At 69.6% G+C, this 6,787-nt stretch carries 5 protein-coding genes and 2 pseudogenes; 3 read left to right on the top strand and 4 right to left on the bottom strand.

Translation table 11 applies throughout. The features are described 5' to 3' along the window. A partial coding sequence (locus GT030_RS19595; protein WP_161202212.1) for an alpha/beta hydrolase occupies nt 1-639 on the bottom strand: 639 nt, incomplete at its 3' end. Between the two features lie 46 nt (nt 640-685). Further along, nucleotides 686-1,351, bottom strand: coding sequence for a DUF4097 family beta strand repeat-containing protein (locus tag GT030_RS19600; RefSeq protein ID WP_161202213.1), 666 nt, complete (start codon nt 1,349-1,351; stop codon nt 686-688). Nucleotides 1,352-1,583: 232 nt separating this feature from the next. Here GT030_RS19600 and GT030_RS37165 point away from each other — a divergent pair. Further along, nucleotides 1,584-1,781 (top strand): annotated as a pseudogene (locus tag GT030_RS37165) (helix-turn-helix domain-containing protein); the annotation flags it as partial. 123 nt (nt 1,782-1,904) lie between these two features. Further along, nucleotides 1,905-2,333: pseudogene (locus GT030_RS36570) on the top strand (MarR family transcriptional regulator); the annotation flags it as partial. Between the two features lie 249 nt (nt 2,334-2,582). On the opposite strand, the gene GT030_RS19610 reads toward GT030_RS36570, so the two are convergent. Beyond that, on the bottom strand, nt 2,583-3,104 hold the full coding sequence (locus GT030_RS19610) for a hypothetical protein (protein ID WP_161202215.1): 522 nt from the start codon (nt 3,102-3,104) through the stop codon (nt 2,583-2,585). A 184-nt stretch (nt 3,105-3,288) separates the two neighbouring features. Here GT030_RS19610 and GT030_RS19615 point away from each other — a divergent pair, with 184 nt between their 5' ends. Continuing rightward, nucleotides 3,289-5,733, top strand: a complete 2,445-nt coding sequence (locus tag GT030_RS19615) for a hypothetical protein (protein ID WP_161202216.1) — start codon at nt 3,289-3,291, stop codon at nt 5,731-5,733. A gap of 169 nt (nt 5,734-5,902) precedes the next feature. On the opposite strand, the gene GT030_RS19620 is transcribed toward GT030_RS19615, so the two are convergent. Next, nucleotides 5,903-6,664: an isocitrate lyase/phosphoenolpyruvate mutase family protein gene (locus GT030_RS19620; protein ID WP_161202217.1), complete on the bottom strand. Its 762-nt coding sequence runs from the start codon at nt 6,662-6,664 to the stop codon at nt 5,903-5,905. Nucleotides 6,665-6,787 lie beyond the last annotated feature (123 nt).

The following is a 6,787-nucleotide window of genomic DNA, read 5'->3' on the forward strand; positions in this document are numbered from 1 at the left end:
TCCGAACGACGTCCCCGAAGCGACCACGTACCGCACCGGGACGGTGATGTCGTCCAGCACCGGGCCCAGTTCGCGCTCGCGGGACAGCCTGCCGAGCTCGATGTTGCTGTCCGCCTGCTGCGCGGCGGTCATCCGCGGGGCCAGGCCGGTCGGGCGCAGCAACGGCAGGAACCAGCCCAGCCGGCGGAACAGCTTACGGATCCGCTGTTCCATGGCCTCGTCGAGCCAGTCGTAGGGGAAGGCGCCGTCGACCAGGACTGCGCCCAGGGCACGCTCCGGGTTGCGGGCGGCCCAGTGGGCCGCGACGACCGCCCCGTAGGACCAGCCCACCACGAGTGCCCGGTCCACCCCCCTGGCCGCGAGAACGGCGTCGGCGTCCCGGACGGCCGCCTCGAAGGAGTAGTCCGCCGAACGCCTCGATCTGCCGCGGGCCCGCTCGTCGTAGGTGATGTGCCGCCATTGCGGACCCAGTTCGGCGATGACCCGTCGCCAGTACCCCTGGGTGGCGAACTGGCCGTTGAGGTAGAGCACCGGGATGCCGGGTCCGCCCGTGTCGGTGACGGCCAGGGCCGTGTCGTCGACCGGCACCATGCCGGTCCACTTCGAAGGGGTGGAAGAAGGGTTGTTGTCGTTCGTCATGGGTTCTCCCCAGATCTGGTTGCCGTCGGGTTCCGGGTCCGCTCTCTCAGAGGCTGCGGGCGGTGATGTCGCCCTTCGCAGAGGTGGCCCGGATGTCGAGTTCGGGGGTGCCGTCGTTCTTGAGGGCGTGACTCACCCGGCCGTGGCCGGCAGCGGCGTCCAGGGCAGCCGAGACGCCGGCGGCGGCGCCGATCGTGATGTCGCCGGACCCGGTGCGGAGCCTGACCGTGCCGCGCCGTGCCTCGGTGATCCTGATGTCGCCCCGTGCGGTGCTGATCTCCGCGTCGCCGTTGAGCCGGCCGATCTCGACGGCGCCGTCGGACGCGGTGAGACGGACACCGCCGGCCTCGTCGATCTTGACGCGCCGGTACGCGCCCTCGAAGTCGATGTCGCCCAGGCGTCCCACACCGCGAAGTTCGACTCCGGCGCACTCGCCCTCCACCCGTGAGCCGGCGGGCAGCCGGACGGTGACCTCGAGGGACCCGGAGGGGCCGAGGAGTTGGTTGCCCGGGGCCGGGGCCGTGATCCGCAGGACGCCGTCGGTGCAGGTGACGGAGGTCTGTTCAGCGGCCTTGACGTCACGGTTCCTGGAGGGGGCGGTGGGCAGGACCTCGACGGTGGTGTCGGTACGGTCCCCCGCGATGAACTGCACGCGTCCGGCGGGGATCTCCACGACGGCGGAGATCGGGGCCGGGGTGTCGAACTTCTGCATCGTGTTCTCCCAGCGCTTGTGGTTTCCGATGATGGAAACGCTACGTTGCGTTCTGGGATACGGCAACGGCCTTGTTGTGTCGCGGTGTTGATAGTGCAGGTGAGAGGCATTAATCGTTGCAACGGCCTTGCAACGCAAAGCAACGACCTTGGCCCTTGCATTGCAATGGACTGGAAATGAACGCTACGGTGAGGCTCGGGACCCGCCGCGAAGGATCATGAAGGAGGCAGCGATGCCGGGAGGCAGGCTCACCAAAGAGGAGCGCCGGCAGATCGCGCTGGGGGTGGCCGACAGCCTCCCCTACGCCGAGATCGCCCGGCGCCTCGGCCGCCCGACCTCGACGGTCACCCGTGAGGTGATGCGCAACGGCGGCCCCACCGCCTACCGTGCCGACCTGGCCCACCGTGCCACCGAACGCCGTGCCCACCGGCGCAGGAACCCCTCCTGCCGGGATCCGGAGCCGGTCTCCCAGCCGCACGGACGTGACGGCGGGGCCGTGGCCGAGTACGAGGAGACGTTCATCGGCGTCCTCATGGCCTCCGGTCTGCCCAGAATGCCGGCGAGGGTGTTGACCTGCCTGTTCGTCACGGACACGGGCAGCCTCACCGCGTCCGGGCTCGCTCAGCGCCTCCAGGTCAGTCCGGCGTCCATCTCCAAGGCGATCGCCTTCCTGGAGAGCCAGAGCCTCGTCCGCCGAGAACGCGACGAACGCCGCCGGGACCACTACGTCGTCGACAACGACCTCTTCTACCAGTCGACGATCGCCAGCGCACGGGCCAACGACCGGCTCGTGGAGACGGCGCGCCGAGGCGTCGCCGTCCTCGGCCCCCACACCCCGGCGGCGAACCGACTGGAAAACGTCGCCCGCTTCCTCGACTTCATCAGCGAGAGCATCACCCGCGCCGCCGAACAGGCCCGCGAGGTCCTTCACACCGGACCGGGCACCCCCTCACCCGACGCGCCCTGCGCGAACCTCGACTAGTCATCTCGCCCGGCTCACATCCACTCGGCCGGCCCGTGAGCGCCCCTCCGCCGGGTGCTCGCTTCGATCGTCAGCCCTTCCGCCCTGCCGGTCGCCCTCGCCGAGACCGGCCACGTCCTCGACTGCAGCGACTGGCCCTTCGCCCGCAGGAGCATCACCCCTCGGGGGCGGCGCCCTGGACATCGAGCAGTGGGGTCTCCCTCCCCGCCACCCTCGAAGGATGCTTCCGGAGGAGCCCGCAGGCCGGACTCAGCCGTGCACTCCCGCCCGCCACTGTTCGAACGCCGTGAAATGCTCCAGCATCGTGGCGAGATGGCGCTCGCCCTCGGCGTACAGGGAACCCACGTGGGAGAGGGGGACGACCGTGGGCAGGGGGTCCTCGCCCGTTTCCTCGCCGGCGTCCAGCGCGTCCGTTTCAGGGGCCGTCAGGCTCTCCCGCGGATAGGTGAGGCGGGGGGAGCCGGGCCAGTCGTCGCCGGGGCGCGGGCCGTCGGGGGACCAGGCCCAGACGGCGCCGTGGCGGCGGACGGCGATTTCACCCAGGTACCAGGCGGCGGCCATCAGGACGGGGTCGTCCTGGTGGTGGTAGATGTCCTCCCAGGTGCCGTAGCGGGAGAGCAGGAGCCGTTCGAGGCGGTCGAGCGAGGCGGGGGAGTAGTCCCAGTCGCCGCCGGTCTCGGCGGCCAGGGAGTCGAAGGCGGTGCGCGCCGCTTCCAGCCATGTGTTCAGGCGCGGGTTGTGGTGCCAGGCGGGGTCGTCGATGCTGCGCATGACCACGACTCTACGACCCGTACGACCCGTACGACCGCATGTAACAATCCTGTGTGCGCCGGGAGTTGACACAGACATGCAACGCGACGCGATGGCTAGAGTGAGGAAATCGGCGCCACAGTCACGGGGGCCCTGGCGCCGACCGTGAACCCGTATTCGCAGGGCTCCCGTTCGGAGAACCCTCGTGACTCAAGTGATAACGGCGCCGCGCCGCCGCGTCTGGCCGCGTGCCGCGCTCGCGTTAACCGCGGCGGGCGTTCTGACACTGACCGGCCTGCCGGGTCTGCACGGCGACCTCGCGTACGCGGCCAAGGGGAAGCGCTGTGACAGTCTCCCGGGCGTCACCAGTACCCGGCCGGGCACCAGCAACCTGCCGTGGGACCGCGGCCTTCAGGTCCGTGCCCCGAGTGAGCGGGACTCCTACACCTACGACGCGCCCCGGCAGAGCTTCGACGGACTCACGCTGCCCGGAGACGCCGAGAACCCCACCGACGAACAGGCGGCGCAGCGCGCCAAGTTCCTCGCGAAGTTCGACAAGCCCTACACCTCCTACCCGGAGAACAGCGAGGAGCGCGTCTTCGCCCGGTACAAGAGCTACCTGAACAACGGGAACCCGAAGTACAAGACGTTCGCGGACTGGCTCGAGGGCGGCTACATCATGCCGCACAACAACAACAAGCGCGGCGCGGCCTTCGAGACGAAGGTGATCAACGACCTCGGCCTGGTCGGTGAGGACTGGCTCTGCCAGGAAGAGATCGCCATCAAGGACAAGAACGGCAAGCCCATCATGGTCAGTGATGGCAAGGGCGGCCAGAAGCCGCTGGTGCGCAAGTTCGACGCCGTGAACTACAAGACCGGACAGTTCCTGGAGTTCAAGGCCGGACCCGGCCGTGACACCGGACAGGACCTGGCGAACAGGAGATTCCTGGAGGACCCGCGCTTCCAGAACGGCGAGCTGGCCAAGAACGGACGCATCTCCTACGTCAACGGCCAGTCCAAGGACTCGGCCACCACCAAGTACCTCGGCAGAATGGCCGAGCAGTACAAGGGGCCCGACGGACAGCCCCGTGTACGCGCCTACGAGCACCTCTCCACGGACGTCCCCAAGTACAAGTCCGTCAGCTACAAGAACGTATCCGGCGCCACCAGGCCGGACCCCAACTTCGCCGCGAACGGCAACAACCGGCTCGGCGGAGCGGCCTCACGCACCATCGGCCAGTCCCCGGAGACGCCGAAGGAGATGGCCGACCGCATCCGCCGCCTCGGCGGCAGCGGCCCCGCGCGCTTCGGTGTCCGCGGCCCCGGCGGCGTGGACTTCTCCACCCTCGACCTCGCCTACGTCGGCAAGCCCGTCAAGGGCAAGGGACTGCCGTACGCCTTCTCCGCGGACAAGGTGCAGGACGAGACCCAGGACAAGGGCTGGGGCGGCAAGGCCAAGGCCCAGCTCATCTCCGACTCCTTCTTCACCTGGCTCGCGCTCACGCCGGACAAGTTCTGGGTCAACCTGAACCCCGACCAGCCCGACCAGATCATGGACAAGACCTTCGGCAAGACCGACGCCGGCCGTGTCCTGCTCCAGGCCGACCTCCAGATGAAGCACGACTACGCCAAGGACGTCGACTACCGCAAGGACCCCGGCAAGCAGTACGCCGAGGCCATGCGTGCCGCCAACATCCCCTGCGGCGACACCATCCGGCTGTGGATCACCCCGAAGACGGCCAAGGTCCGCGCCGACGACGGCGGTCTCTACATCCTCGACACCCCGCTGAAGGTCAACGTCGACCACATCGACCGTGAGACCCCCGACCCCAACGGCAACGACTGCAAGCTGACCCAGGCCCAGCGCGACACCGCGAACGGCCTGCTCAAGCAGTACATCATTCCGGGCGTCGAGAAGAAGGTGAACACCTCCGCCGACTACGCCGACCTGCGCCGTGTCTACAGCGCCCGCGTGGCCGCCGAGTACGTCCGCCAGAGCGACGCCGAGCAGGCCGGGGACTACCACGCGGTCATCAACAGCGGTGACGTCGCCCGCTGGCCCGTACGTTCGCCCAACCGGTCCTGGACGCCCAAGCAGACCTGGGACGACTACATGAAGTCCTTCACCAAGGGCGACTACTCGCTGCCCTGCGAGGTGGGGGGCCAGCAGAAGATGTGCGTCATGGGCGGCGTCGACTTCGGCAAGGCGCCCAAGCAGAACATCACCCGTGTGGAGTTCAAGGCCCAGCACCCGAACCTGGAGAAGACGACGAAGATCGCCACCGAGGGGCAGACGGAGAGCGCCGACAACCCGGCGCTCGCCCTCCTCGGCGGCGGCAGCGCGTTTGCCGGTGACGGAGGCGGGTCGACGCCGACTCCGACGCATTCGTCCCAGCCGACCCATCGGCCCACCCCGTCTCCGACGGACCACAGCAGCACGCCTCCGGCGAACCACACCCCGTCGCCGAGCCCCTCCACCCCGGCCGGCGGTCCCACGCCACCGGCCACCCCGCCCTCCGACGGCAACGGGGGCGGCGGTCTCGCCGCCACCGGTACCCAGGTGCTCACCGTCGCCGGGCTCGCCGCCGCACTCCTTGCGGCCGGACTCGGCCTGCTCTGGGCCAAGCGCCGCAGGACCGGCCGGGAGTAACCGGCACACGACAGGAATCCCGGCCCCGCATCCACAGCACCTGGGATGCGGGGCCGAGGGTTTTGTCTCCGAGAGCGTCAGCCGTCGCCGCGATCCCCTCGCCGGGCGAGCAGAGGGAGCGCGGCGCCGATGACCACGGGGTCGCCGGCGAGTCGGCGCGGCGGGAGTTCTACGGCGCCCAGGGCTTGAGCATGTCCTTCATCGAGTCCGTCAGGGCGAGCTGCAGCAGCGGGCCGTAGGTGACACGGCCGACGCCGAGGCGGCGGAAGCGGTCGAGGTCGTGCTTGACGGGGTGGGCGGTGGAGTTCACAGGGATGGAGACGGCGCTGGTCACAGCCGTCAGCAGGTCGTCGTCGTCCTGGATGCCGACCGGGTAGACGCTGTCGGCGCCTGCCTGTTCCATGGCCCGCAGGCGCTCGATCGCCTCGTCGAGGACGGCGGCGGGGTTCTCCGCTTGCAGGAAGAGGTCGGTGCGGCCGTTGACCCACACCGGAACCCCCGCCTTGTCGGCCGCCGCGCGGAGGCCGGCGATGTAGTCGGCGTGCTCCTGGGTGTCGCGCACGCGTCCGCCGTCCGAGTGGACGGTGTCCTCCAGGTTGAGGCCGACGCCGCCGGCCTCGACGAGTCCGGCGATGAGGTCCGCCGGCTCCTGTCCGTAGCCGGCCTCCAGGTCCACCGAGACGGGGATGCCGACCGCCGCGATGATCGGCCTGACGGCGGCGAGCACCTCCTCGAAGGTCTGCCCCTCGTGGTCCTCGGCTCCTCGGGAGTCGGCGAGCGGATGGCTGCCGATCGTCAGCGCGGGGAAACCGGCGTCGGCCGCCGTCCGCGCGGACCAGACGTCCCAGACGGTCGGCAGGACGAGGGGCTTGTACTCGGCGTGCAGCTTCTTGAGTCGTCGGGCGCGCTCAACGGTGGTGTGTAGGTCCATGTCGTGGACGCTACCCCTTGATCGGGGCCGGCAACGGCCCGGCGGGGGCCGGGGCGTTCGACGGGGGAGGGGGGTGGTCCCAGGGCGTGCTGGACGCGGTAAAGTCGAATACGATTCGAGATC

The organism is Streptomyces sp. SID1328, assembly GCF_009865595.1.
Lineage (GTDB): Bacteria > Actinomycetota > Actinomycetes > Streptomycetales > Streptomycetaceae > Streptomyces > Streptomyces griseoluteus.